Annotated in this window: 17 protein-coding genes; 13 read left to right on the top strand and 4 right to left on the bottom strand. The window is 48.1% G+C overall.

Annotated elements, in window-relative coordinates:
• From DDR33_RS21645 to DDR33_RS21625, 5 genes are all read left to right on the top strand, one after another.
• Nucleotides 1-1008: D-alanine--D-alanine ligase (locus tag DDR33_RS21645; RefSeq protein ID WP_317047466.1), on the top strand; the 1008-nt coding region annotated here is incomplete at its 5' end.
• 109 nt (nucleotides 1009-1117) lie between these two features.
• Nucleotides 1118-1345, top strand: coding sequence for a hypothetical protein (locus DDR33_RS21640; protein ID WP_109417897.1), 228 nt, complete (start codon nucleotides 1118-1120; stop codon nucleotides 1343-1345).
• Nucleotides 1346-1353: 8 nt separating this feature from the next.
• Nucleotides 1354-2490 carry a putative sensor domain DACNV-containing protein gene (locus tag DDR33_RS21635; RefSeq protein WP_109417896.1) on the top strand — a complete coding sequence of 379 codons (1137 nt, stop codon included), beginning with the start codon at nucleotides 1354-1356 and terminating at the stop codon, nucleotides 2488-2490.
• Nucleotides 2491-2617: 127 nt separating this feature from the next.
• Nucleotides 2618-5338: a carboxypeptidase-like regulatory domain-containing protein gene (locus tag DDR33_RS21630; RefSeq protein ID WP_109417895.1), complete on the top strand. Its 2721-nt coding sequence runs from the start codon at nucleotides 2618-2620 to the stop codon at nucleotides 5336-5338.
• A gap of 121 nt (nucleotides 5339-5459) precedes the next feature.
• Nucleotides 5460-6230, top strand: a complete 771-nt coding sequence (locus tag DDR33_RS21625) for an N-acetylmuramoyl-L-alanine amidase family protein (RefSeq protein ID WP_109417894.1) — start codon at nucleotides 5460-5462, stop codon at nucleotides 6228-6230.
• Nucleotides 6231-6250: 20 nt separating this feature from the next.
• On the opposite strand, the gene DDR33_RS21620 is transcribed toward DDR33_RS21625, so the two are convergent.
• The 4 genes from DDR33_RS21620 to DDR33_RS21605 all read right to left on the bottom strand — a co-directional run bounded on the left by DDR33_RS21620 (nucleotide 6251) and on the right by DDR33_RS21605 (nucleotide 8640).
• Entirely contained in the window at nucleotides 6251-7120 is an 870-nt protein-coding gene (locus tag DDR33_RS21620) for a DUF4349 domain-containing protein (RefSeq protein ID WP_109417893.1), read from the bottom strand.
• Nucleotides 7121-7247: 127 nt separating this feature from the next.
• Entirely contained in the window at nucleotides 7248-7640 is a 393-nt protein-coding gene (locus DDR33_RS21615; RefSeq protein ID WP_109417892.1) for a DUF2721 domain-containing protein, read from the bottom strand.
• A gap of 1 nt (nucleotide 7641) precedes the next feature.
• Nucleotides 7642-8055, bottom strand: coding sequence for a DUF2721 domain-containing protein (locus DDR33_RS21610; RefSeq protein ID WP_109417891.1), 414 nt, complete (start codon nucleotides 8053-8055; stop codon nucleotides 7642-7644).
• Between the two features lie 42 nt (nucleotides 8056-8097).
• On the bottom strand, nucleotides 8098-8640 hold the full coding sequence (locus tag DDR33_RS21605) for a hypothetical protein (RefSeq protein WP_146198824.1): 543 nt from the start codon (nucleotides 8638-8640) through the stop codon (nucleotides 8098-8100).
• Nucleotides 8641-8722: 82 nt separating this feature from the next.
• On the opposite strand from DDR33_RS21605, the gene DDR33_RS21600 reads away from it, so the two are divergent.
• From DDR33_RS21600 to DDR33_RS21565, 8 genes are all read left to right on the top strand, one after another.
• Entirely contained in the window at nucleotides 8723-10351 is a 1629-nt protein-coding gene (locus DDR33_RS21600) for an ABC-F family ATP-binding cassette domain-containing protein (protein WP_109417889.1), read from the top strand.
• A 164-nt stretch (nucleotides 10352-10515) separates the two neighbouring features.
• On the top strand, nucleotides 10516-12612 hold the full coding sequence (locus DDR33_RS21595; RefSeq protein WP_109417888.1) for a sensor histidine kinase: 2097 nt from the start codon (nucleotides 10516-10518) through the stop codon (nucleotides 12610-12612).
• 8 nt (nucleotides 12613-12620) lie between these two features.
• Nucleotides 12621-16658 carry a two-component regulator propeller domain-containing protein gene (locus DDR33_RS21590; RefSeq protein ID WP_202913813.1) on the top strand — a complete coding sequence of 1346 codons (4038 nt, stop codon included), beginning with the start codon at nucleotides 12621-12623 and terminating at the stop codon, nucleotides 16656-16658.
• A 149-nt stretch (nucleotides 16659-16807) separates the two neighbouring features.
• The gene (locus tag DDR33_RS21585) at nucleotides 16808-18121 is read left to right on the top strand and encodes an IPT/TIG domain-containing protein (protein ID WP_109417920.1); all 1314 of its coding nucleotides are present in this window, start codon (nucleotides 16808-16810) and stop codon (nucleotides 18119-18121) included.
• 18 nt (nucleotides 18122-18139) lie between these two features.
• Nucleotides 18140-19120 (top strand): glycoside hydrolase family 43 protein, encoded by a 981-nt coding sequence (locus tag DDR33_RS21580; protein WP_202913812.1) that lies wholly within the window; start codon nucleotides 18140-18142, stop codon nucleotides 19118-19120.
• Between the two features lie 45 nt (nucleotides 19121-19165).
• Nucleotides 19166-22177, top strand: coding sequence for a SusC/RagA family TonB-linked outer membrane protein (locus tag DDR33_RS21575; RefSeq protein ID WP_109417885.1), 3012 nt, complete (start codon nucleotides 19166-19168; stop codon nucleotides 22175-22177).
• Between the two features lie 19 nt (nucleotides 22178-22196).
• Nucleotides 22197-23759, top strand: coding sequence for a RagB/SusD family nutrient uptake outer membrane protein (locus DDR33_RS21570; protein ID WP_109417884.1), 1563 nt, complete (start codon nucleotides 22197-22199; stop codon nucleotides 23757-23759).
• A 27-nt stretch (nucleotides 23760-23786) separates the two neighbouring features.
• On the top strand, nucleotides 23787-24737 hold the full coding sequence (locus tag DDR33_RS21565) for a glycoside hydrolase family 43 protein (protein WP_109417883.1): 951 nt from the start codon (nucleotides 23787-23789) through the stop codon (nucleotides 24735-24737).
• Nucleotides 24738-24757 lie beyond the last annotated feature (20 nt).

The raw sequence follows: 24757 nt of genomic DNA, 5'->3' as shown, positions 1-24757 counted from the left end.
TTAAATTGTATCTTTGCCGCCATGAAGAAGACTATTGCCCTGGTAACCGGTGGCTTTACCGGAGAGTCGGTGATTTCATTGCAAAGTGCGGAAGTGATCGACAAGAATATTGACCGTGAGAAATTTGATGTTTATAAGATCATTATTACGCCTGAGAGCTGGTATTATGTAGATGATAATGCCGTGAAGCATTCTGTCGATAAGAACGACTTTTCTTTGACTGTTCAGAATCACGTGGTGCGCTTCGACGGAGTGTTCATCGGGCTCCACGGATCTCCCGGAGAGGATGGAAAACTGCAGGGGTATTTTGATATGATCGGTATTCCTTATACCAGCTGTGATGCGGCTACTTCTGCCATTACCATGAACAAAGGCTATACAAAGGCGATTGTTGATGGGGTGAAAGATCTGTATGTGGCTAAATCGGCCATGCTTTTTGAGAATAGCCCGGAGGCAGCGGTACAGATTACGGAAAGCCTGAAGCTTCCTCTTTTTGTGAAACCGAATAACGGGGGAAGCAGCATTGGTATGAGCAAGGTGAAGACTGCTGAGGAGCTGCCTGCTGCGCTCGAACGGGCTTTTAAGGAAGGATCGCAGGTGCTGGTGGAAGAGTTTATTGGCGGCAGGGAATTTACCATAGGGGTGTACAAGGGAAAAGAAGGTATTCAGGTGCTTCCGGCTACTGAAATTGTGAGCTCGAAGGAGTTCTTTGATTTTGAAGCGAAATATACAGCGGGGATTACCGATGAGATTACGCCGGGACGGATGACAGAGGAAGAGCTTTCGCGGGTGCAGAAGATCGTGACAGACGCCTACACGAAGCTGAATTGCAGCGGCGTGGTTCGCATTGACTATATCCTGGAGAACGAAACGGATCATTTTTATTTTATCGAGGTGAATACAGTTCCGGGGCAGACTGAAGGCAGTTTGATCCCGCAGCAGGTAAGGGCAGCAGGAAGGACTATCCAGGACTTTTATACTGAATTGCTCGAAATGATATTGCCATAGAGCTTGCTGCTCAACCGGTCTACTACGGGGAGCGAAAGTGACATCCGGGCGATGGTTTTGTGATCTCTTTTTTAGAAATTTGCCGGGAAATATTCTATTGAGTTCTGATATGGCGAATGATTTTATTAAGGAAAAGCAGTTTGAGATGAAGCTGATTGAGATTTACAGGCAGCATCCCTGGCTGGGTGACGAAATATCGCAGCAGGAATTCATTTGTCTCTTTCCAATGCATTACAAAAACGGAAATCCTCAGCGGCCGGAGAAACCTGCGGAGGTTGATCTTGACCGTGATACATTTCTGAAGGTGCTGGTTGCCTTCAAAAGTTCATTCTCTTAACATTTAGTATGAATTATCAGGCTACATATAAACCGGCACGAATGGTTGCGGCTGCAATAGAAACACATTTCAAAGAGAATCTGAAAACTGCATCCCTGAAGGATACGGGCGATGTTGCCAGCATACCTTCGGCGCAGGTGATTGAAGCGATCATTGATGCGGCGTTCTGGGCCAGCCTGCGGAAGGAGGAAGGGAATCCCCCGAAGATCTCTATTGCGTTTCTTACTCCGGAACAGGCCGGTGACCCGCTTTTGTTTGAGCACCGGATGCCTTTGACTACTGGCATTCTAACCAAACTGGCACCGGGATTGGAGCGCGCCGGCATTCATCTGGGTGTTTGCCTGGAAGACGGCGAGTTGTTTATATGGGGCACCACCCTGAAGATTCCTAACCTTTGTTTTGTCCTGGATGTATCCGAACCAGGTCTGCTGGTGATTAAACACAGGCGTGTATGTGGTTTTGGTAAATTCTCGAACGTGGCGGTGCTGAAGGGCGACCAGGTGAAAATAATAGATAATAAGGGAACGCTGCTGTCTGATTGCCCTCCCTTGCTGAAGATACTGCTTGACCTGGAAGCGCCCGGTGACTGGAGCGATCCGATAAACATCCTGATCCAGCTGGCTGTTTCCATGCGTTCTCACCGGCACGGAGGAGCACTATTGATCGTGCCTGACGATACCGAAGCATGGCGCAATTCTATCATTCATCCTATTCAATATTCTATCTCGCCGGCATTCTCGGGACTGGCCTCGTTGACCAGGAACAGCGACCTGCATGGGGCTGACCGGCAAAGTTCACTGAACCGGGAAGTGGATCATCTCGCAGGGCTTACAGCCGTTGACGGAGCTACTGTTATTAACAGGCGGCATGAACTGCTGGCTTTCGGTGCCAAAATTGCCAGGAAGAGGGGAAATGATGATATCGGTTTTATCTCGCTGATAGAGCCGGTGCAGGGAGGCACAGTCAGTGTGGTGCACCCCGGACAAATAGGAGGGACGCGGCACCTGTCGGCGGCCCAGTTTGTGTATGATCAGCGGGATGCCCTTGCGCTGGTTGCGTCTCAGGACGGCCATTTTACGGTGTTTTCGTGGTCGGACGCTGCTGAGATGGTGGCCGCATACCGGATCGAGTCGCTGCTGCTCTAGCTCCGGTCCACCGGCAAGGGGCTTTGTATGATCTTCGTTAAAAAATGTAAAAGAATTGTTCCGGCTTGCCCCCGCAAACCGGAAATGAATATATTTACCATTCAATTAGAAGATCAGGGGACATTAGATGAATACCAATAAATTTTTGACTTCGCTGTTTGCATTCATATTCACCATCAGTTTTTCTGTTTTTTCGCAGCCAGATACGATCAGTATTAACTCGATTGTAGAAAAGGCGCAGGCAATTACAGAGGGCCGGCCGCTGGAAAAGGTGCACGTACATTTCGACAAACCTTATTATGCTGTGGGGGATACGATCTGGTTTAAGACTTATCTGACCAGTAATCTTCACCTGCCTTCCCAGCTGAGCAAAGTGGTCTATGTGGACATCAGTAACAGCCGGGATTCTATTATAGAAACCCTGAGGTTACCCGTTCGGAACAGTGTGGCCTCCGGCAGCCTGACGCTTTCCCCGATGAACTTCAGGCAGGGAAGTTACCAGTTCAGGGCATATACCCGCTGGATGCTCAATTTTGCGGACGCCTATTTCTTCACTAAAACGATCAACATAGGGAACACCATGAATAAGGAACTTACCACCCATATTTCCCTGCAGGGCGAACCCGCTGATAAGGGATATAAGGTTAATGCAAAAGTTCTTTTTAAGGATGAAACCGGGAAACCCTACGTAAATAAGAAGGTAAACTGGCGGATCATTGCCGGCCTTGAAACTTTGAGTAAAGGCCGCGGAACGACCGATCAGAGCGGTTACCTCGTGGTAAATGCCGTCCTTGCCTCGATACCGGTAAAAACGCCGCAGCTTGAAACGGTGATTTCGGTAAGCGATCAGAAGGATCTGACAAGTACGTTCTCTGTTCAGCCTGCATTCAGCAAGCCTGATATGCAGTTTTTTCCCGAGGGGGGAAGGCTTATTTCGGGGGTAAGTTCGAATATTGCGTTTAAAGCCATCAGGGCTAACGGGATGGGAATAGAGGCAAGCGGTACTGTTACCGACAACAGCGGTACAACCGTGGCAAAGTTTAATTCGCGCCACCTCGGAATGGGGATGCTGAACTTTACTCCCGATGCGGAGAAGACATATAAAGCGAATGTCACCTTTGCTGACGGATCGAAGGCATCTTACGATCTTCCGAAACCGCGCACATCCGGCATTGGCCTCGCTGTGAATGCCATGGCACCGGATAATATTGCGGTCAGGATCGCTGCCACACCTGCCTACCTCGAGCGGCACCAGGATGAGCCTTTTTATATTATCGCGAGGAGCGGGGGGGTAACCTGCTATGCAGCTCAGACCCGTCTTCAGAGTGCCGTACATAACGCTGCTATTCCAAAAGATAAGTTTCCTTCAGGGGTGGTAGAGATTACTCTTTTTACGGCTACGGGATCTCCGGTAGCAGAGCGCCTTGTTTTTATTACCCATCCGAATACACCGGGAATTACCATGAATTCGGATAAACCGGCTTACACGACCCGCCAGAAGGTAAAGCTGGGGATCACTGCAAAATATACGGGCCAACCGCTGGAAGGGTCTTATTCTGTAGCGGTTGTAGACGAGAGTAAAGTGCCTTATGACGAGGATTCTGAAACCAGTATCATGAGCTCCCTGCTTCTCTCTTCAGATCTTAAGGGGTATGTTGAAAAGCCGAATTACTACTTCCACCAGATGGATGAAAAGAAAATAGCTGATCTTGATGTTCTCATGCTGACGCAGGGATACCGGTCTTATTCTTACCGCGACATCCTCGACGATAAAGTGCCTGCAGTGAGCTATTTACCGGAACAGGGCATTGAGATATCAGGAACACTGAGGATGAAGAACGGGCTGCCGGTGAATAAGGGAGTAGTTCAGTTCATTGTTCCTGAAAAAGGGGTGTCGGCAAGTGCCCAGACAAATGCAGAGGGCAAGTTCAGGTTTACCAACCTGGTATTTCCCGACTCTTCAAAGGCGATCCTTAGTGCCCGGGGGAATGTCAATTCGCGCAACATGATGATCATGGTGGACGGCGATGTTTTGCCGGGAGCTACTCCGAATGTGAACCAGGGTGATGTGATGATCAATATCGACAGTACGCTGAACCCCTACCTGGCGAACAGCAAAAAAGTATACAGGACGGCTGTGGTGCTTCAGGAGGTTGTGATTAAGAGCCGGGCCACTCCGAAGCCGAGCCATAAGGATTATCCGGCATTGAGCGGTCTTAGCGCCATGCCTGACCAGCTGATCCCCGGGGATCGTTTTCAAAGCTGCCCGTTTCTTCTCGATTGTTTAAAGGGAGGTACGATGGGGATGATGTTCTCGGAAGAAAACTTCTATATCACGAGGGATTATAATTCGGGAAACAGGACACCTGTCCAGGTATTCCTGAACGGGATGCCGGTAGATGCGATCAACCTGAGTTCGGTTAATTCTTCCGAAGTGGAATCTGTTGAGATATTCCTTCGCGACGATCTGGGGACTGTAAACCGCCTTTATAACACCAACGGGGTACTGGTGGTAAACACGAAGAAACCGCCTAAAGGAACTCCCGTGAAGTTGTCGGATCTCCAGGAGCTGCTGCCCCAAAGCAATCTGATAAACTTTACTCCTATGGGCTATCAGAAAGCCCGGCAGTTTTACTCTCCGAAATACGCGGTGGTGAGAAGCGGGCCGGTTACGAACGACCTGCGGAGCACCATCTACTGGAATCCATCGGTGGTGACAGATGCTGAAGGGAAGGCCAGTGTTGAATTCTTTAACGCTGACGGACGAGGCCCCTACAGGGCTGTTGTGGAAGGAATGGATAAGGACGGAAATATGATGAGAACGATTTATCGTTACACTGTGAAATAAGTAAACTTTATAGCGTTACAGACGTAGAACCGGCAGAAAATACCAGCTATTTTAAACATCTGCGGAAATAGTTTGTATGGTAGTTTGTAAATTATAATTTTTGCCCAAAGTACAGATTTTGATGATTAGACTATTTTTTTACGTTGCTTTTGCTCTCTTTGTATCCCTTTCGGTGTATGCTGATAACCTTCCCTCAAACGGGGCGGCAGGGACTTTTACAGTTGTTGTGGACGCAGGCCATGGCGGTAAAGACGGTGGCACCCGGAGTGCCCGCACAAATGAAAAAGACGTAGCGCTGGATGTTGCTTTAAAGCTGAGCCGGGCTCTGAAAACAAAGGGAATTAAAGTGGTTCTGACGCGGAGTACGGATGTGTTTGTCCCTTTGTATGAGCGTATAGAAAAGGCCAACGACGTAAAAGCTGACCTCTTTATCTCAATCCATTGTAACTCGCTTCCCTACAATAAAAAGAACAGGGCCGCAATCAGGGGGGTAGAGACCTATGTTTCCGGTTTTGGCCGCCTGGATGAGCAGGACATCGCGATCCGGGAAAATGCTTCTATCCTCCTTGAAAAGGATTACAAGAAGAACTATAATGGCTACGATCCAAAAGACCCGGAGAGTATCATTTTGTTATCGCTGATGAAAAATGCCTTCCGCACTAAAAGCATCCAGCTTGCCAGCCTTCTGCAAAAGGAGTATAAAAAGGTGGGAAGGATTGACCGGGGCGTTCACGAAAAAAGCCTGGCGGTGCTGGCCAGAGCTTCTATGCCTGCAATTCTGACTGAAATCGGCTATCTCAGCAGTCCTTCTGAAGAGACTTATATGAAATCGGACAGCGGCCAGGAAGAGATCGTATCCTGCCTCCTGAACGCTGTCCTTGCATTTAAATAATTCTCTGCTTCTTCAGAATTTTAATTCTCTTTAGGGTGCAGGATCAGCTTGTTCCTGGTTTTCAGGTAGCGGTATATAAACCATATTGCGGCGGCTAACAGCAAGATTGCCCATAGGTTGCTCAGGGCGATCACAATCTCAAGTAAGAAATACCACCCATATTCAAGAGCATCTGTGAAGCGGTTATAAAACGGCTGCCGGTATGCAGACAGGTCGCCGTTTGCTGCTTTCTCTTTTCTCACCGATTCATTCTGATAGAAGGACAGGGCAACCATGCTGTACTTTACGTCCTGGTCAATCCTTTGTGTATTTGCCTTTTGATCAATCATTTCATCGGACCTGGCGATCAGGTCTGTCACTTCTCTGCTTTTAACGGCTTTGTCTCCCGCGTCTTTCAGTAATTTTTCCCTGCTTTGCTGCTTCAGCTGTGTGGCAATGTAGTCTACACTTTTGTCGTCAATCTGAAGCTTGCTGTTGTTGAGATAGGAGGATAAAGCATTTACCTCATTGATGAACTCTTCGAGGTGGAGGGAGGGGACCCTTACGTTCATCACAGCCCTCGTGGTATACGAACCAACCAGAAGCACAGAATCCTCTGATAGCTTGATCGTCTTGCTGCTGTTCTCCATACTTTCAATATCCAGGTTCATAACCATTCCGCCGAGACTTCGTGCCTTATCGGAGATAAGCCGGCTGCTTTTATTGACATCGGATACTTTAAAATCCATACTGGCCGTTTTTACCAGTTTCTGAGAGGGGTCTGAAGCCGGGTAATCACTGCTGGCAGAATCGGCAGCAGAGTAGACACTACTTTCTTCCGTTTTGTTAGAACTGCAACCAGCTATGAGAACAGCCGTTGCAAACAGGATAAGCTTTTTTGATACTTTCATAGAGGTTGGTTTTTATATTTAATCCTGATGAGGATTGAAATGTAACCCGGAGCGGGATTTATTTTCCGGTCACCAGGCGCTGGCTGTGCCGTGATAAGACAGCCGGGAAGTTGGCAGAGAATGGAAATTACCGGGGTGTTTCGTCGTCCAGGGCGCGTTTTAAGGCATCTGAACTGAGCCGGATCTCCCTGAATGACAGGTAAAGCGCAGTCATAAGCAGGATCATGCTGATCCAGAAGGTGTAATATGCCAGGGTTTCCAGGGAGCTGAACAGCAGAAAGATGGTGGCGATACAGAGAAAAAAGCTTAACGTACCGAAAGCCTGCATGTTCTTTATCAGGTAGATACGCCTTTTGAGGTTTTCTATCTGTTCAACCAGGTGAGTAGCACTGTTGTTCTCATATTGCTTTTTTAATGTCCGCACCAGGCGGGCCAGCTGGACAAACTTTTCTGTATAGGCGAGCAGGATCAGCGATATCGCCGGGAACAGAATAATCGGTGTGCTGACAGAAAGGGTCATCTTATCGCTTTTTGTCTTCCCTTATTGATTCTTCGAGATCGCTCAATTCTATTTCCAGTGCTTTTACCGAGATCTGCGTTTCCCTGAAGGAGATGAGCAGCGAAATCATCAGGAGCAGAAGGCTGAAGCCAAATGCATACTCTGCGATCTTTTGCTGATTGCTATAGAGAAGCCACATAGACAAAACGCAGATCAAAAAGCCCATAATTCCGCAGGCCTGCATATTCCTCACCTGGATAATCCTTTTCCTGATATTGCTGATCTGGCCGAGCAGGTTAGGATTTTTGTTTTCGGAATACTGGTTTTTTAAGTTCCGGATCAGGCTTGCCAGTGCCAGAAAACGGTTGGTGTAAGCAAGAAGCAACAGAGAAATAGCCGGGAATAAAAGAGCCGGGGTTGTAAGAGTTAATTCCATCGTAACGGCTGTGATTTAACAGTGCAATAATACAGAATGTATTTATTTTGCGGCCAGCTTATGCAGGATCTTTTTTCCACGGCTTTGGATCGCCGCAGTACCATCCTTCATCAGGAACTCTATCTGCGCCCTTAGTTCTTCCCCGATCCAGTCCTCTTTCTTCCTGAGCATGAAAAGGATGCTCATGCAATTTGCTTTTACGGCAACGGGGATTTGTTCATCAGCCAGCCACACAAAGGTGGGTTCGATAATAGCGGCGTAATCAAATGGTTCAGGAATGGCGTTCGTTTTGAGCAAATGCATCATGATCTTGCTGAAGTGACGCTGGCAGCTGTTATTTGACTGGTCTCCGTAGCGCTGCAGAAAAACCGGGATATTTTGCCTGAACCCTTCCGGGTATTGCAGTGCCGATGTTTCCAGTACCCACGCAGCCCTGAAAGCAATTTCGGGCTCATGATGGAAAGACAACAGGAGCAGTTCGTGCATTAGAGCAGGTTCACTGACACAGATATCAGCGATTCTCTGGCTTCCCCGTTTGGTTAAGCTGGCTTTAAGTTGTTGGATTAACTGGTCTTTTGTCATCATAAAAACATGCTAAAATAAACCTTTTCAGGCTTTTGCGATATTAAATTGATATCCCTACCTTTGCCACCTTATTTGGCAAGGCATGATCACGGTATCCAATCTATCTCTACGTTACGGCAAACGCACTCTCTTTGAGGACGTTAATCTTAAGTTCTCGCATGGCAACTGCTATGGGGTCATCGGCGCTAACGGCGCAGGAAAATCTACTTTCATGAAGATCCTGAGTGGTGAAGTAGATCCGAGCTCGGGTTCGGTGAGTATTACACCGGGAGAACGCATGGCTGTATTGAAGCAGAATCACTATGAATTTGATGAATTTTCGGTGATCGAGACCGTACTTATTGGTCATAAAGAGCTGTATAGTGTGATGAAGGAAAAAGATGCCCTCTACGCGAAGGAAGATTTTACAGATAAAGACGGGGAAAGGGCAGGAGAGCTTGAAAACATCTTTGCTGAAATGGACGGCTGGAATGCGGAGAGCAATGCTGCAACCTTGCTCAGCAACCTGGGAATAAGTGAGGACCTTCATTACAAGCTGCTGAAAGAGCTGGACGGAAATCAGAAGGTGAGGGTGCTTTTAGCCCAGGCTCTCTTTGGAAATCCCGACATCCTGCTGCTGGATGAGCCTACTAACGACCTCGATATTGATACCATTGCATGGCTGGAAGATTTTCTGGCGGGATATGAGAATATCGTGCTCGTGGTTTCTCACGACCGTCACTTCCTGGACACCGTTTGTACGCATATAGTGGATATCGACTTCGGAAAGATGACCATCTTCTCCGGTAACTATTCATTCTGGTATCAGTCGAGCCAGCTGGCCTTACGTCAGCGTGCCGATCAGAACAAGAAGATGGAAGACAAGGTGAAAGAGCTGCAGGAATTCATCCGTCGCTTTAGCGCGAATGCTTCCAAATCAAAACAGGCTACCAGCCGTAAAAAGGCCCTTGATAAGATCAACCTGGATGAGATCAAGCCTTCAAACCGTAAATATCCTGCTATCTTGTTTAATAACCAGGGGCGCGAAGCCGGTGATCAGATCCTTCAGATTGAAAACCTGCGGAAGGAATCTGCGGGTGAAGTGATGTTCTCCGGTATCGACCTGATGGTGAATAAAGGGGATAAGATTGCGGTACTTTCTCAGAACAGCCTGGCTACAACAGCTTTCTATAATATCCTGATGGGAAGGGATACCGATTTCAGCGGTAGTTTTAAGTGGGGGGTAACCATTAACCCGGCTGATATTCCGACAGATAATGCTGAATACTTTGAAGGTAAAGATCTCAACCTGATAGACTGGCTGCGTGAATATTCGGAAGTCGACAAAGACGAGCAGTTTATCCGCGGCTTTTTAGGAAAGATGCTTTTCTCGGGAGAGGAAGTGTTGAAGAAATGTTCGGTGTTGTCGGGAGGAGAGAAGATGCGTTGTATGTTCTCCAAAATGATGCTTCAGCAGGCAAATGTACTCCTGTTTGATGAACCTACCAACCACCTCGATCTTGAATCGATCACCGCCCTCAATAACGGCATGAACGATTTCAGGGGAACAATCCTCTTTACATCGCGTGACCACGAGCTTACCAACACGGTGGCTAACCGCATCATAGAGCTTACCCCCGGCGGACTCATTGATAAACTGATGACGTATGACGAGTATATCAGCAGCGAAACAGTTAAACAACAGCGGGACGAATTGTATTCGCTCGCCTGAAATAAAAGAAGACAGAAATAAAAAAAGCCGGTATGCAATAACAGCATACCGGCTTTTTTTATGATCAGTTATTTAGTGTAGGACTCTTTTATTATTTTTAATGGATTTATGCTGACTGTCGTTGAAATATTCAGTCGGCTAATCTTTAAATAATATGGTAATTGATGAGTATCGGGGAGAGACAAGGAACAGGGTGTAATGATCTTGCGCGTCAGGCGCTTGAGGCGGGCGGAGCAGGGTATTTAGGGGACATGGAGCCTCTTCAGCTTAACGATCAAATCGGAATGCTGAACGAAGCAGAAGATAAAAACGCTCTTAAGACCGCGGAAGAAATGCTGTTTCATACAAAAGGACTGAAAGAAAGGAAGGATCTCCTGAAGGCGACTATTGATAGCTCCATTGATATGATCCAGGTTTTCAGGGCTGTGCGCAATGATAAGAATGAGATCGTTGACTTTGTCTGGATATTGAATAACTCGGCATCTGAAAAGGTGTATGGGGATGTCATCGGGAAAAGCCTCCTGACGCTTAACCCGGGTGTATTACAGGTGGAGATCTTTAATACGTTCAAAAAAGTACTGGAAACGGGTATCCCTGACAGAAGCGAAAGGTATTACGTTAGTGAACAATTCAATGGCTGGTTCCATCAGTCAACTGTGAAGCTGAACGATGGGGTTGCCACTACTACCAGGGATATTACCGAACGGAAAATAGCAGAGCAGGAAAACTTATGGTTAAAAGATGAAATTGCCCGCAAAGCGGAAGACAAATATCATGTCCTGTTTAATTATATGGATGAGGGGTATTGTATTATCCAGATGTTATACGACGAACAGGGGAAACCGGTTGACTGGCGCTTTCTGGAAGTGAACCCTGCATTTGAAAGGCATAACGGACTGTCTGAAGCCAGCGGGAAAACAATACGCGAACTTACACCGGATATAGAGCCTAAGTGGATGGATATCTATGGGAAAGTGGCTGAAACAGGCGAGAGCATCCGGTTTGAAGAGAGTTCGGATGCCCTTCACCGTGTTTTTGATCTGTATGCTTTCCGTATTGGTGAGCCGGAAGAAAGGAAGGTGGCGGTATTGTTTACCGATATCACGAAACGTACAAGAGAAATCGCAGAAAAGATCAGGGCCGAAGAGGCTTTGAGGAAAGCTGAAATGCAGTACCGCATGCAGCTGGAGTCGGAAGTAAGACAGAGAACAGCTGAACTGGAACATAGCCATCATCAATTGCAGTCGATTTTCGATGCCACCCTGGTTCAGATGTTTATCCTGGAAGCCAGGAGAGACAACCTCGGAAACATTGCAGACCTGGAGATTAAAATTGTGAACAAGAAGATGGCGAGAGAAACAGGACGGCTTGACCTGGTAGGAAAGCGATATGCAGAGGAATATCCGGAGATACGAAAAAATGGCCTTTTCAATCTGATCGTCAATACTATAAATACCGGACAGCCTCATGCCACAGAGTATTTTCAGCAGTATGAAGGGGCTGAAAAATGGTTTTCCTGCGTATTTGTAAAGATGGGCGACGGAGTTGTAGCCACCAGTATGGACATCACCGCCCGTATGCAGGCTGAAGAAAAGATCAGGCGGATGGAAGCGGAACAGCGGCTTGAGATTTTCAGGGCGAGCCTGAGTGCGCAAGAGGAAGAAAGGAGACGGATCTCAGAAAGTCTTCACAACGGATTAGGGCAGATCCTTTATGCCGTTAAACTCGGATTAGCCAATCTTTCAGAGGAAAATGCAAGGAACAATCCGGAGAAATTCAGAAAAAACAGCCGGTACACAGACGACTTGCTTTCCAATGCAATAAAGGAAACCCGGAGCATTTCGCATGAGCTGATGCCCATGATGCTTCGCGATTATGGCCTCCAGGCTTCACTGGAGGATGTTTGCCGGCAGCTGGGGGAGAAGATCACGATTAAGTGTAACGTACACGGGCTGTATAAACGGCTGGACGACTATCTTGAACTCGCCGTCTACCGCTTTGTCCAGGAGCTGCTGCTGAACGTGGTAAGGCATGCAGACGCTACCATAGCGGGTGTAGATCTCAATGTAGTTGGCAGGAATATCAAAATACGGGTGAGCGATAATGGTAAGGGCTTTGACAATGGTAAAACCTCGAAAAAGGGAATCGGACTTTCCTCGATGCGAAATAAGGTAAGTCTTCTGAACGGGAGTATGCAGGTATCGTCAAATGCGGGGAAGGGTACTGTCGTCAAGATCGAGATGCCTCTTACAGCGGGATAAATAAAGTGATGGGCCGGTACCGTAATTTTGTACTTTTGAGGATGTTGCCGGTTGCGGGGTTTAGAAATCAATGCAGAGCGAAAGCTTTTTGGTGTATAGTTTTTTTCTTTTTTGCTTTCCATTCGCTGTCCCAGCCGGCGCAATCCTACTATTTCCGGAAACTGGACATAACCAACGGCCTGTCGCAAAATACAGTAAATGCCATTCTTCAGGACAGGAATGGGTTTATGTGGTTTGGTACTAAAGATGGCCTGAACAGGTATGACGGGGTAACCGTAAAGGTATTTAAGGGCAACGATGGGAGTGCAACCGGGCTGGATCATAGTTTTATTACCACCTTATTTGAAGACAGGGAAGGGAATATCTGGGTCGGCACAGATGTGGGCGCCTATCTTTATAATCCCCGTAAAGAGCAGTTTGAACGGTTTTCAGTTGTTGCCCGCAATGGCCGGTCTGTTGACAGGACTGTTAATAAGATTGGATCAGGGCCGGGAGGCAGCATTCTGTTTGCAGTGCACGGACGCGGACTTTTTAGCTACAATACGGTGCGTAAAGAGCTCCTGAACTTTCCCTTTGAGGATAAAGGGTCTGTGAGGGATTTTTATCCGGATAGACAGAATGGCCTGTGGATCAGTTTTTACAAGGGACTTTATGTGACGCACGATCACTTTAAAACGCTGAAACCTTATACGTCTAACCAGGGTAAAGAGCCGTTTAAGGATGAACTTATAAATAGCCTGTTCCTGGCGGAGGATAATAAATTGTATGCCGGTTCGGAAACTAACGGAATGATGGAGCTTGACCTGCATACCGGGGAGGTAAAGAAGCTGGCATTGCCGGCAGCTCAGACAGGCCCCCTCTTCGTCAGGTGTATTTATCCCTATTCTGCGAATGAACTCTGGATCGGGACAGAAATAGGCGTTTTCGTTTATGACCGCCGAACGGGCACCAGCAGGCACCTGCAGCATGCCAGGTCAGACCCTTTCTCTATATCGGATAATGCTATTTATTCGTTGTACAAGGATAAAGAAGGGGGCATGTGGATCGGTTCTTATTTTGGAGGGGTCAATTATTTTCCCGGGCAGACAACTTATTTCGAAAAATACTATCCGACAGACAACAAGGGAGCATTAAAGGGGCAGCGGGTCCGGGAAATCGTCAGGGGGCATGGCGATCAGCTATGGATCGGGACGGAAGATGCCGGACTATTCCGCTTTAACCGGTCGGACAGGACCTTTGAGCATTTTGCGCCGAGTAAGGGCTTTTCCAATATCCATGGTTTGTGCATGGACGGCGATCTGCTCTGGGTTGGGACTTTTTCCCAGGGAGTCCGGGTCATTAATACGCGTACAGGGCAGATTAAATCATATACTGCGGGGGACCATCCCGCTACTATCCGGAACAATTTTGTGTTCTCTGTCAGGAAAGCAAGTACCGGGCATATCTGGCTGGGGACATCTATGGGCCTGATCAGGTACAACAAATCAACAGGGGCTTTTGAGACGGTGCCTGAGCTCGACAATAACCTCGTTTATGATATTCTTGAAGATAGTAAGGGCAATATCTGGGTAGCTACTTATACCAACGGTGTATTCCTGCACGATGCTGTCCATAAAAAATGGATGCATTTTCAGCATTCAGACGACAAAAGAAGCCTGCCGCACAACAAAGTGCTGAGCATTTTTGAAGACAGCAATAAGCAGATCTGGCTGACTACCGAAGGAAGGGGCTTCTGTAAATTTGAACCGGAACAGGGTACTTTTAAAAGGTATCCGGCCCGGCCGGGCCCTTTAAACGGGGTGGTGTATCAAATGGTGGAAGATGGTAAAGGTTTCTTCTGGCTTACTACCAACAGCGGACTGGTCAGGTTTGATCCGCGCAACGGCCTTACTAAAACATATACCCAGGCCAGCGGACTGCTGGACAAGCAGTTTAATTATAAGTCGGGCTACCGGGACGACGATGGCACCATACTGCTCGGATCTATCAACGGCCTGATCGCCTTTAAACCGGATACTTTTACGGAAAACAGGTATATCCCCCCGGTATATATTACCGGCTTCCTGATATTCAACCAGCCTGCTGTAGCAGGGCAGCCCGGCTCTCCGTTGCATAAAAGCATTATATTTTCGGATTCCATCACCCTGAAGCATGATCAGGACCATTTTTCGCTCCGCATTGCTGCACTTAGTTACCAGGCGCCGGAAATCAACTTTCTTCAATATAAACTTGAGGGGCTTGAAGATAAGTGGCAGAGAGTGACCGAGTCATCCCTCGTCAGCTATTCGAATCTGGCTAGCGGCAAGTATGTATTCCGGGTACGCGGTTCTAATAACGACGGGTTGTGGAACCCGCAGGAAAGGCGCCTGCACATCACGATCCTGGCGCCTTTTTACCTTACCCGGTGGGCCTACGCCATTTATACAGGGGTGTTTATCGGACTAGTGTACATGCTGGTGCGATTCCTGAAACGACGGCAGCGGTTCAGGCAAACTTTGTTTATACAAAAACTGGAGCAGGATAAGGAACGGGAGATCCACGATGCGATGATCCGCTTTTTTACAAATATCACGCATGAGATCAGAACTCCGCTTACCCTTATCAGGGGACCCCTGGAAAACATTATGGTGCAGAGCAACCTTCAGGATGAGGATACCCTGGACGACCTGCGGATCATGAAGAAAAATACAGACAGGCTGCTCGACCTTACGAACCAGTTACTGGATTTCAGGAAGATCGAAAAGTCGGTTTATACGCTCAACGTATCGGAGTGCAATATTTCGAAGTTGATCACCGAACTGCAGCAGAGTTTTTCGCCCCTGGTTAAAGAGTACAACCGGACATTTGCACTCGAAATGGATAACGACGATTTTACTGCGGTTATAGATAAGGAGGCAGTGACCAAGATCATCAGTAATCTTTTCAGCAATGCAGTTAAATATGCTGCGCACACTATCAGGGCGGAGCTGATAACTATACAGGCAGACGGGATGTTTGAGATCCGTGTGGCGACAGATGGACCGGAGATCGGTCCTGAGCAGTACGACGACATCTTCAAACCCTTCATCCGCCTTCACGAACATGGTCAGATAAATGGTACCGGCCTGGGGATGCACCTGGCCCGTACGCTGGCAGAGCTGCATGGGGGAAGCCTGCGCATACTCAGGGACGAGATTTATAATGTATTCTCCCTGGTACTTCCCGCACACCGGGAAAATGCCGTCACGGTACCCGTCTCTGCAGAAGAGAACAGTACCGCCGGCCTTCCGGTGTATTCAGCAGGCAGTGAACCTGCTAACAGGGTGCATACTATACTGATTGTGGAGGACAATGGAGATATGCAGCGGTTTATCAGGAAATTACTGGCTGATAAATACCATGTGCTGATGGCAGCTAACGGCACAGAAGCCCTGGAAGTTCTGAAAAAGAATATGGTGACCCTCGTGATCAGCGATATTATGATGCCGCAAATGACGGGGATAGAACTATGCGGGAAGATCAAGTCGGACATTCGTTACAGTCATATACCCCTTATCCTGCTGACGGCTAAGACTAACCTTCAGTCGAAGATAGAGGGAATGGAGACCGGAGCTGATGCCTACGTTGAGAAGCCGTTCTCCCCGGAATACCTGGCGGCAATGGTTGCCAACCTCATCCTTGGAAGAGAAAAACTGAGGGATGCTTTCCTGAAGAATCCCATGGTGACCTCCAGCACCATGATCACAACGGAAACGGACAAAGTATTTCTTGATGCCCTGCGGGAAGCTATTCACCGGAATATTCAAAATCCCGACTTCAAAATGGAAGATCTTGCGGAATCGCTGAATATAAGCAGGGCCAGCTTTTACCGGAAGATCAAAGGAGTACTTGATATGAGCCCGAACGAGTACTTAAGGTTAGAAAGACTTAAAATGGCCGCCGTACTGATCAGGAAAAATAAATACCAGATCGGCGAGATATGTCACCTGGTCGGCTTCAATTCTCCTTCCTACTTTTCCAGGTGTTTCCAGGAGCAGTTTGGTGTGGCTCCAAAAGACTTCAATTGATTAAGTTGCTTTTAATGAGTGTTTTACTTGTTTTTGAGAAAATAAATCTGATACGATTTTTTCAATAAATGAGACTTTTTTGATAACGCCGCATAGCTGTCCCGCCTAGTTTTGGAGAAACCAATTGTACTATTTAAATCAAAACTAACATGAAAATTGCGTTAAAAAGAAATTATGCAAATCGCCTGTTTGCAGCTGTACTGGCATTCGCGTTTTGCGCTGGTGCCTGCAGTAAACCTGACCCCGGCCCCGAAGGGGGTGAACCGGTTGTTGAAGGATTCTCTCCGCAAACAGGCGGCGGCGGATCGGAACTGACGATCAATGGTAATCACTTTGGCAGCAGCGCGGGCGATGTTAAGGTCTGGGTCAACAATGTTGAGGCAAAAGTTGCAGGTGTCACCCCAACGCGCATCTACGCTATTGTCCCGCAAAATGCCGGCAGCGGAGCCGTGAAAGTGACGGTAGGTGGTGCTGAGTTTAGTCCTTCAGTTCCCTTTACGTACACCTATACCAGGAATGTTTATACCTTCAGCGGCAGTGGTGCTGCGGTTTCTGTAGACGGAAGCTTACGCCAGGCAAGCTTTAACAGGCCGTACTGGCTGACATACGACCGCAAAGACAACGCCTTATTTGTGCTTGAAGAGGGCAGGAAGGTGCGCCGCATTAAGGACGGAAGGGTAGAGACCGTAGCGACACTCTCCGGGTCTGTAAACAACCCGCGCAGTATTACCATGTCGGTCAGCTGCGACACTCTTTTTATCGGCAATGACAATGCAGGGAACAATAACAATGTGACGGTAGCAATACTGACGCGGAACAGTGGCTTTGCCGTGCAGCAGGATTATGTGCGCTCACAGAATGAGACCAGGCACGTCAATTTTGCAGGCATACATCCCACAGATGGCAGCCTGATATTTTACTGCTGGCCAAGGAAACTATATACCTGGGATAAAAGTGAAAACCGCATAAAGCTCCTTTATGATTTTGTTGGATTCCCCGGAATTAACGCTGATTTCTATGCCAGTTTCTGCTTTTCCCCGGACGGGCGGCAATTGTACCTGATCGCAAAATATCCCTATATCGGGATCCTGAAAGCCGGGTATGACCCTGCTACCAAAAGCATTACGGGCGGTTTTCAGAAGTTTGCGGGTACCGGCTCCTGGGGGGCGGTTGACGGTACAGGTGCACAGGCCAGCTTTGATCAGCCCGCGCAGGCAACCGTGGATGCCAGTGGTAATCTCTACATCGCCGAGAAATTCAATCATTGGGTGCGGCAGGTGAGCCCCGACGGAAAGGTAGTTCGGTATGCTGGTGACGGAGGGGCGGGTAACCAGGGCTTTCTTGACGGCGGTGCCGGCAGTGCCAAATTTAATGAGCCCGAAGGGATTGCCTTCGACAATGAAGGCAACATGTATGTCGCGGATCTCCGCAACTCAAGGATCAGGATCATCAAAAACGAATAAAACTTATATAACAGAACAATGAGAAAACTCCATGGATTTGCAGGTATATGCTTATATGCCGTGATGGCTGTGTCATGTAATGTCAGGACGCTCAATAGCGCGAACCCGCTATCATCCGGCAGGGAAGCTGTTGTGACAGTGGCCCCCAATGTACCCATCGCCGATCCTTTTATTCTTTTCCATGAGAACACTTATTATGCGTATGGAACCAGCTCCGACGAAGGCTTTGAGGTATTTTACTCCCGGGACCTGAAGTCGTGGAAAAAGCATGGAGAGATGCTGCTGAAAAAAGCTGACTCCTACGGTACCAAGTGGTTCTGGGCACCGGAGGTGTATTACAATCCGGCAACCAGGAAGTTCTATTTGTTTTATTCGGCAGAAGAACATATTTGTGTGGCAACGGCCGACTCGCCTCTCGGGCCATTTAAGCAGGACAACAAAAGGCCTATGCGCGATGAAAAGGGAATTGATTCGTCGCTGTTTATCGATGAGGACGGGACCCCCTACATTTACTTCGTTCGCTTTACCAACGGGAATGAGATCTGGGCTGCCCGGCTGGAAGACGACTGGCTGACCATCCGGGAAGAAACACTGACAAAATGTGTTACCGCCTCCGATCCATGGGAAACCGTGATGGGCAAGGTGGCAGAAGGAGCCTCTGTGCTCAAATACAATAACCGGTACTACATGCTTTATTCGGGAAATGATTTCCGCAGCCAGGACTACGGCATAGGGTACGCTACTGCCGGCTCGCCACTGGGGCCGTGGAAGAAAAGTGAGCATAACCCCATCCTGCAGCGTCCGGCGGCTGGCATGGCAGGAACAGGGCACGGGGCTTATTTCAGGGACAAAGACCAGAATTTTAAGTATGTATTTCACGCGCACCACGACACCACTAAAGTGTCACCGCGGCTGATGTATATTATCAACATGGCGATACGTGATAACACGATTACGTTTGACAGGAACTCCATTATATCGCCATCTACTATTAAATGAGAAGCATAAAATTAACCAAACGATTATTAGACTATTGACAAAAGCATGGTAAGGATAACTTTATTACTACTACTTGTTGCCTGCATGGGGATCGCCCGCGGTCAGCAGACAGCGATCGGCGGGCGTGTACTGGATGCTCAGAAGCAGGCCCTGCCAGGAGTAAGTATACGTATAAAAGGTACGTCGCAGGGGACTACCACCAACGAAAATGGAAACTTTTCAGTGCGGGCAGCGCAAAACGATACCCTGGTATTTTTCCAGATAGGCATGGCCCGGCAGGAGATCGTCTATAAAGGGCAGAAAACGATCGAAGTGATTATGAAGAACGACGGACAGCAACTGGAAGAAGTGGTAGTCATTGGATACCAGACGGTGAAAAAGGCCAATCTTACCGGTGCGGTTTCAGTGTTTAAACCGGATGAGATGAAAAATACCATCGTAACCGGAACCGTCGGCGATGCACTGGTGACCGTGCCCGGAATCAATGTGCGTTCGTCGGGAGCGCCCGGTAGCGAAGGAAAAGTAGAGATTCGCGGTACCGGCACTTTTGGCAACAACAATCCGCTGTATGTCGTAGATGGAGTGATCTCGGGCGCAAACAGGGATTTCAATTTCAACGATATTGAAACCATCCAGGTGCTGAAGGACGCTTCTGCTGCGGCCATCTACGGCTCCAGGGCTGGGAACGGGGTGATCATCATCACCACTAAAAAGGGCAGGGAAGGCGCCATGAAGATCGATGTGTCTTCGCGGCTGACCACCCAGTGGCTTCCCCGCTACAACCTGACAAACCGCGGGCAGTGGATCAAATTGAATGATCTCGCATTTATGAATGCTATTGCCGATGGAAATCCAAATCTCAATGGGTTAGCCAACCACTTTGAGGCTGATACCGACTGGCAGGAAGAAGTATTTAAAAACGGAGCGGTCCAGGATCACAATATTTCATTTTCGGGCGGCGGGAAAGCCAGCCGATATTTTATCTCCGGTAACTACCAGGGTAATACGGGTACCACGATCGGAACAAAAAGCGAACGCTTTACGCTGCGTTCGAACACCTCCGCCAGCCGGGATTTTGGGAAGCATGTTCAATTTACGATTGGTGAGAATATAATCCTGAGCCATTTTGGCGTAGACCAGATGGACACTAACCCGATCATTGATGTGTACCGGATGCTGCCCACCATTCCGATCCGTGATTCAAGGAACTACGGAGGGTATGGATTTGGCAACGGTACCTATGATATCACCTTCGGAAGTAATCCTTTTGCTAAGGAAGATTTTACAGATACCCGCAACAGCAATCTCCGTATCAGGGGGAACGCCTTTACGGAGCTGGAAGTGGTGAAGATGTTTAAGTACCGGTTCAATTTCGGCTTCGATATCAGTAACGACCGGTATCGCTATTTACGTAAAATAGGGTCATGGCAAGCCAACCAGCCGCAGGACCCTTCATCGCTGAACAGGAACCAGGGGCAGTCGCGCGAATTTGTCTTTGACAACACCCTGGAATTTAACAGGAAGTTCGGCAGGCACGGAATTTCGGCGGTGGCAGGCATCAGTTTCCAGCCATTCTTTTACGAACAGGTATGGGGGACCAAAAATGGAGTGCTTACCAATAGTTTGACGGGAGAATACTATGACCAGCTTAACGCCACACTGGTGAATCCCAGAACAGGTAGCTATCTGGATGAATCGAAATTGTTCTCGGTTTTCGGCCGCGTGAATTATGATTTTGATGAGCGCTACCTGCTCAGCTTTACCATGCGCCGTGATGAGTCTTCGCGCTTTGCACCTCAGCATCGTGCCGGGTATTTTCCGTCGGTGGCCGGCGGTTGGCGGATCAGCAAAGAAAACTTTTTTGATGTATCCTGGATAGATGATTTGAAACTCAGGGCCAACTATGGAATATTAGGTACTTCAAATATAGGTTTCTGGGACTGGGTTGCTTTGGTGAATGCTTTTCCGCAGGCCGTGTTTGGTGATAACACCGTCGTTTCCGGAATGACCCAGGTGCAGCTCATCAACGAAGATCTGAAGTGGGAAAAGTTGTCGCAGCTCAATTTAGGTGCCGACGCTTCCATGTTTAAAAACAGGCTGAATGTGTCTGCAGAGTATTTTCTTAAGGTAACGCGTGACGTATTAACCCCTATGCAGATCCTCCGGTCAACGGGGAATAATGGTGGCAATCCTTTTGTAAATGCTGCTACACTGGAAAACCGGGGAGTGGAGCTGGCTTTGAGCTGGAGGGATAAGATTGGCCGTGATTTCGGCTACAATATAGATGTCAATGGTTCTTACCTGAAAAATAAGATCAGAAAGCTCGGATATGACCGCCAGCGTTTCACTCAATGGAATACAATGTCTGTAGTGGGAAGTCCGGTTGGCGAATGGTATCTGATAAAGACCGGTGGATTATTCCGGTCTGAGGAAGAAGTGATGTCGCACCGCAACAGCCAGGGGAAATTGATCCAGCCAAATGCAAAGCCCGGCGACATCCGGTATATCGATTACAATGATGACGGCATGATCACGGATGCCGACAGGCAGCATGCGGGCTCGACCATTCCGTCGTACCAGCTTGGCATGAACCTCGGGTTCAGCTATAAAGGATTTGACCTGCAGGTACAGATGACCGGTGCTTTTGGACATAAGATCTTCAACGGACCGCGCAATGGCTTCGATAGTTATAATGATAATTCCAATTACCGTGCTGATTATGATCCCTGGACTCCGCAGAATCCAAACGCCGCAGATCCGCGGCCAATATTCGGCGATTCGCGTAACTCGCGGGCCGATCAGGACCGCTGGCTCGAAAACGGCAATTATGTGCGGATAAAGCAGATAGCCCTGGGATATAACCTGCCAAAATCGCTGCTGGGTAAGGCATTCGACAGTGCCCGTTTTTATGTGAACGGGCAGAACCTGTTCACGTTTACCTCCTATACCGGGCTCGATCCTGAGTTCCTGAATACCAATATATGGGACCGTACTTATGACGGAGGAGCTTTTCCAACACCAAGAGGGATCACATTCGGTACACAATTATCATTTTAATCATTAACGGTAGAAAGAGATGAAAAAGTTTTTATACATCGTATGGGTAGCTATCCTGTTCAATGCATGTAAAGTGGATGTAGACAATCCGAATTCGATCACAAAAAAGAATTTCTGGTTAACGGAAACCGATGCGGAATACGGCGTTAATGCGATTTACAACATGTTTTATAAACCCGGAACCTATGCCCGCTGGCTGTGGTTCAGGCATGACCTTACTTCTGATGAAGGGTTCAGCCAGAGTCCCTGGGCAGAGCTGAAGGAGTGGACTCAGTTCAGATACAATAATTACAACTTTGCCGAAGGCAATGCCGTAACCTATTCAGAATGCTACCAGGCTATTTTCAGGGCCAACCAGGTGCTTGCTTATGTGCCTGCTATCCAGTTTGCCGATGAACAGAAAAAGAACCGTCTCCTGGGGCAGGCGTATTTCCTTCGCGGATTGTATTATTATAACCTGGCGGTGCTATGGGGGACCGGCAACAAGAGCCTGCCGGTCGTCCTTGAACCATCCACTCCCGATATGCAGCCGGAAGGGCATACGGAAACAGAAGTCTTTATGCAGGCTATCAGTGATTTTACTGCCGCCCAGAATGTACTTCCGGCAGTGTGGCAGGGGGCAGATAAAGGACGGGCTACCAAAGGGGCTGCGCTTGCGTTCAGGGCCAAGTGTTATATGCAGCTGCATAAATGGAATGAAGCAAGAACCGATCTTCAGTGGCTGGTAGAAGGTGAAGGCAAGTCGTACTACAACCTTGTTCAGAATTATGGCGACAACTTCAGCGACCGGACGGAAAATAATATTGAATCGGTATTCGAAATCCAGTATTCAAGCGCAAACCCGGCACCGGCAGGAGATGGTGTTAACGATGTTAATCCTAACCTTGGCCTGCACAGGGGGCAATTCTTCGCGCCGCCGGGCATAGGCTGGAATGATGGTGAGCTTCGTCCATGGCTGGTTACTGAACTAAAGCGTGAAAAGAATATCAGCAACGGAAATGATATTCGCCTGAAATACACTGCGTTCTATCAGGGAATGGAAGCCGATTTTACGGACAATAACCTGGTGTACAGGCTGGTAAGCAATAACGCCCTGTGGCAGCAGTCCAACTGGAACGGCCGCGTATTCTTCCGGAAATATGCTTCGTATGAGCGGGGGTTTGATGACTATTATAATCCTATAAATGTGAGGGTGATCCGCTTCGCAGACGTGCTTTTAATGTATGCGGAGTGTATTGCTGAGTCTGGCGGCGACCTGTCTGCGGCTGTTGCGTGTGTCGACCGCGTGAGGGCACGGGTGAATATGCCTTCTTTATCGGTCAATCATTTTACCGCTACTACCGGCACCGACAGGTTCCTGAAGCGCCTTCAGATGGAGCGTGTGCTGGAGCTTTCGACGGAAGGCCACCGCTGGGCCGATCTTAAGCGCTGGGGCTTGCTGGATAACCAGGCAGGCATAGATGAACTTAAGCAGCGCGATGCCGACTTTAATAATTTCGAAATAGGCCGCCACCGTAGTCTGCCTATCCCGTCAGACGATGTAAGCAATAATCCTAATGTAAAACAGAATCCTGGGTACTAACAATTAGTACGGCTAAAGAAGATTAATATGAAAGCAATAAAATATGTGTTCTTTGTATTTATACTGACGGTGATCCTGTCGTGTGAAAAAGATAAAACAACAGATTTTGAATATAACACCCCTGTATTACTGGGTGACCCTTATATCCTGCTCCATGAGGGAAAATACTATGCTTACGGCACTAATGCCTCCGATGGCATAGAGGTATACACCTCGGATGATCTGCAGACGTGGAAAAGATCACCGGCTCTGGCACTTCATAAAGACAGTACCTGGGCGGGCCGCTGGTTCTGGGCGCCTGAAGTTTATTACATCAGGGAAAAAAACAAATTCTTTATGTACTTCACTGCAGACGAGCATATTGGAGTTGCCACAGCAGATTCGCCGATGGGCCCGTTCAGGCAGGAAACCAAAGGAGCGATGCTCACTACAGAGAAGGCAATTGATAATTCCCTGTACATCGATGAAAACGGAAAGGCCTATCTGTACTTTGTCAGGTTCACAGACGGATCGGTGATATGGATGGCTGAGCTGGAAAGCGATCTGAAAACGATAAAGCCCGGGACAATGACGCGTTGCTTCAATGTGTCGCAGCCCTGGGAAACCATCCAGGGACGAATCAATGAAGGGCCTTTCGTGATCAAACATGAAGGTGTTTATTACATGACTTATTCGGCTAATCATTTTGAAAGCCAGTATTATGGAGTGGGATACGCTACTGCTGCATCACCTGCCGGCCCCTGGACCAAGTACAGCGGAAACCCGGTGTTGCAAAAGCCGGGTAACCTTGTTGGGGTAGGCCATCATTCTCTCTTCAGGGATAAGGCCGGACAGTTAAAGATGGTTTTTCATGCGCATTATTCCAGCAGCAAAGTTTTGCCCAGGGTAATGTATATAACAGATGTCAATTTCACAGGAAGCGGAATCCCGGTAATGCAAACGGGTGAAAATGTGCAGCAGCCCCTTGTGGTGAGATAATGACTCCTGCATGGATATAT

This window comes from Pararcticibacter amylolyticus, from assembly GCF_003130405.1.
In the GTDB taxonomy this organism is placed as follows: domain Bacteria; phylum Bacteroidota; class Bacteroidia; order Sphingobacteriales; family Sphingobacteriaceae; genus Arcticibacter; species Arcticibacter amylolyticus.
The sequence above is the reverse complement of the archived record's forward strand: the minus strand, read 5'-3'. Positions and strand labels throughout refer to the sequence as shown.

Coding starts and splice junctions, on each gene's coding strand:
- DDR33_RS21615 (WP_109417892.1), bottom strand. CDS start 7,640: ATGACCCTTTCTGTCAGCACACCGATTATTCTGTTCCCGGCGATATCG.
- DDR33_RS21630 (WP_109417895.1), top strand. CDS start 2,618: ATGAATACCAATAAATTTTTGACTTCGCTGTTTGCATTCATATTCACC.
- DDR33_RS21585 (WP_109417920.1), top strand. CDS start 16,808: ATGAAAATTGCGTTAAAAAGAAATTATGCAAATCGCCTGTTTGCAGCT.
- DDR33_RS21580 (WP_202913812.1), top strand. CDS start 18,140: ATGAGAAAACTCCATGGATTTGCAGGTATATGCTTATATGCCGTGATG.
- DDR33_RS21605 (WP_146198824.1), bottom strand. CDS start 8,640: ATGATGACAAAAGACCAGTTAATCCAACAACTTAAAGCCAGCTTAACC.
- DDR33_RS21565 (WP_109417883.1), top strand. CDS start 23,787: ATGAAAGCAATAAAATATGTGTTCTTTGTATTTATACTGACGGTGATC.
- DDR33_RS21570 (WP_109417884.1), top strand. CDS start 22,197: ATGAAAAAGTTTTTATACATCGTATGGGTAGCTATCCTGTTCAATGCA.
- DDR33_RS21610 (WP_109417891.1), bottom strand. CDS start 8,055: ATGGAATTAACTCTTACAACCCCGGCTCTTTTATTCCCGGCTATTTCT.
- DDR33_RS21575 (WP_109417885.1), top strand. CDS start 19,166: ATGGTAAGGATAACTTTATTACTACTACTTGTTGCCTGCATGGGGATC.
- DDR33_RS21590 (WP_202913813.1), top strand. CDS start 12,621: ATGGGCCGGTACCGTAATTTTGTACTTTTGAGGATGTTGCCGGTTGCG.
- DDR33_RS21635 (WP_109417896.1), top strand. CDS start 1,354: ATGAATTATCAGGCTACATATAAACCGGCACGAATGGTTGCGGCTGCA.
- DDR33_RS21595 (WP_109417888.1), top strand. CDS start 10,516: ATGAGTATCGGGGAGAGACAAGGAACAGGGTGTAATGATCTTGCGCGT.
- DDR33_RS21625 (WP_109417894.1), top strand. CDS start 5,460: ATGATTAGACTATTTTTTTACGTTGCTTTTGCTCTCTTTGTATCCCTT.
- DDR33_RS21620 (WP_109417893.1), bottom strand. CDS start 7,120: ATGAAAGTATCAAAAAAGCTTATCCTGTTTGCAACGGCTGTTCTCATA.
- DDR33_RS21640 (WP_109417897.1), top strand. CDS start 1,118: ATGGCGAATGATTTTATTAAGGAAAAGCAGTTTGAGATGAAGCTGATT.
- DDR33_RS21600 (WP_109417889.1), top strand. CDS start 8,723: ATGATCACGGTATCCAATCTATCTCTACGTTACGGCAAACGCACTCTC.